This window comes from Microcoleus sp. Pol7_B2 (genome assembly GCF_036701035.1).
GTDB lineage: Bacteria > Cyanobacteriota > Cyanobacteriia > Cyanobacteriales > Microcoleaceae > Microcoleus.
Window position 1 is genome coordinate 1 of record NZ_JAUBQB010000179.1, and the last position, 1880, is coordinate 1880.

The following is a 1880-nucleotide window of genomic DNA, read 5'->3' on the forward strand; positions in this document are numbered from 1 at the left end:
TGGAATAATAATGAATCCTCCTGTATTTATTGTTTTAAGCACTGCATAGCTCTTAACTGAACCGTATTGCATTATATAGGAGAAGCCATAGCTATATTGCCATGCTTCGGCTTCCCGCCAATTTTTCACTTCAAACGAGCATTTTTGCGTGCCAAAGTAATCTATTGGTATTTCGTAGAAAAATTTCGACTGCTTGATTTCATAGCCGAGTTGTTTGTATAAACTTAAACCTGCTTCGTTATTGATATCCACATCTAAACTAATTTTTTTGATTTGATGATGATTTTGGCATTCTTCCAGGAGATAAGCTAACAGTTGTTTTGCTATACCTTGGCGTTGAAATTTATGAGCAACAGCTAAATAATTTATACTTAAGGATTCCATAAATTTTAGCATTTACATATCCAGCTAGATAACCTGCTAAATTTACTGTAAAAAATTCTGGATATTTTTGAGTAAAATCGCCTTCTTCTATCACTTTACTAATGTATCGTGATACTAAAGGGCTTAAGAATATCCAATCGCATATAAAATCTTTGGGAAAAGCCTTTTTATGTAGTATTTCTATACTGCTACTTTCCGATGGTAAAGCTTGTCTAACGAGCGCACTGTTTTCTTTCATCATCTAAGTCCTTCATTATTTTACTGGGGACTACAGCAACTGATTCTCTTCGCAGAACTTTTTCAACTGTCTTAACCAAAATTTTTACATCCATAAATAAAGACCAATTTTCAACGTAGTACACATCAAAAGCAAGTCTTTCATCCCAGAATAGGTTATTCCGACCGTTAATTTGTGCTAATCCGGTAATGCCTGGAAGTACATCGTGCCGCTTTGTTTCTCGGTCAAAATAATAAGGTAAGTATCTGGGCAAAAGCGGTCTTGGGCAAACAATATTTTTCAGCCCTAACAGCCGCTGCCTGTTTAGCGCCAACTACTTGGCAGAATTCTTGCTCGAAAGCGTCTACATGGGGGCCGACGGGGGCGATCCAGTTGGTATCAAAGGCTTCTTTGACGAACTCCTGTTCGAGGGAACCCATGTGAGGTGTTGAGAGGAGGATTTGTTTGGTCATTTTTCAGCTAAGTTGATAATGAATTATTGAAAATGCTAATTTCTTAACTTATTTTCCCTTGCCCAATTTTATAGCAATACAGCAGCCAGAAGAAAATTGTACCCATAAATATAAAGAACGCAAGTAAAGTAACATTTATCAATACTCCGGACAGTTTTTCAAGAGGGATGCGAGGGCTTCGGCAAGCAACGCTTACGCAATAAATCACAGAAGCAAAAAAAGTGAGTGCAATCTGAACCCAAAATGAACAGAAAAAAAGGCGCTCTTTTAGGTTAAGCTATAAAAACACACAAGCTTAACAGATTGCCTTATGAAGATTATTGAATCCATCTTACAACAAATGCCAGGGATTAGTCAACCCCAAAAGAAGTTTTTAATCACTTTATTCTCAACTATTTTACTGAGCTATGGCAAAATCAACTTCACGAATCTCAGCCGTTATAGTTGTTTGAGTGAAAAAACTTATCGTCGTCACTTTCTCAAAACATTTAACTTTCCACAATTAAATCACTATTTCCTAGAAAAAGCCTGAAATCCTGAACACACAGTCATTGCTGTTATTGATTGTTCTTTTTTAAGAAAAAGTGGCAAAAAAACTGACGGTAAAGCTTACTTTTATAATGGTGTAGCTGGTAAATCGGAACAGGGGTTGGAAATTTCTGTGATTTCTCTTGTCGAAATTGAGACTCGTTTATCTTATAGGTTAAGCGTACAACAAACTCCGTCACATCCTCCCATAACGCCGGTAAAAAAACTGCCACCAAACCCGAAGAATTGCTGGTCTAATAAATCTCGCAAAAAACCGG

Annotated in this window: 4 protein-coding genes; all 4 read right to left on the minus strand. The window is 36.9% G+C overall.

The features are described from left to right. Positions 1-384: N-acetyltransferase (locus QUA57_RS28385; RefSeq protein WP_333065150.1), on the minus strand; the 384-nt coding region annotated here is incomplete at its 3' end. Further along, positions 344-625 carry a hypothetical protein gene (locus QUA57_RS28390; RefSeq protein WP_333065151.1) on the minus strand — a complete coding sequence of 94 codons (282 nt, stop codon included), beginning with the start codon at positions 623-625 and terminating at the stop codon, positions 344-346. The genes QUA57_RS28390 and QUA57_RS28385, both read right to left, overlap by 41 nt. Continuing rightward, positions 597-935, minus strand: a complete 339-nt coding sequence (locus QUA57_RS28840) for a sugar transferase (protein ID WP_445304520.1) — start codon at positions 933-935, stop codon at positions 597-599. The genes QUA57_RS28390 and QUA57_RS28840 overlap by 29 nt, the downstream gene beginning before the upstream one ends. Then, positions 847-1074 (minus strand): DegT/DnrJ/EryC1/StrS family aminotransferase, encoded by a 228-nt coding sequence (locus QUA57_RS28395; RefSeq protein ID WP_333065153.1) that lies wholly within the window; start codon positions 1072-1074, stop codon positions 847-849. The genes QUA57_RS28840 and QUA57_RS28395 overlap by 89 nt, the downstream gene beginning before the upstream one ends. Positions 1075-1880: the final 806 nt, after the last annotated feature.

Excerpts from the sequence above, each read along its gene's own strand:
- QUA57_RS28390 (WP_333065151.1), bottom strand. The coding sequence starts at position 625 with ATGATGAAAGAAAACAGTGCGCTCGTTAGACAAGCTTTACCATCGGAA.
- QUA57_RS28395 (WP_333065153.1), bottom strand. The coding sequence starts at position 1,074 with ATGACCAAACAAATCCTCCTCTCAACACCTCACATGGGTTCCCTCGAA.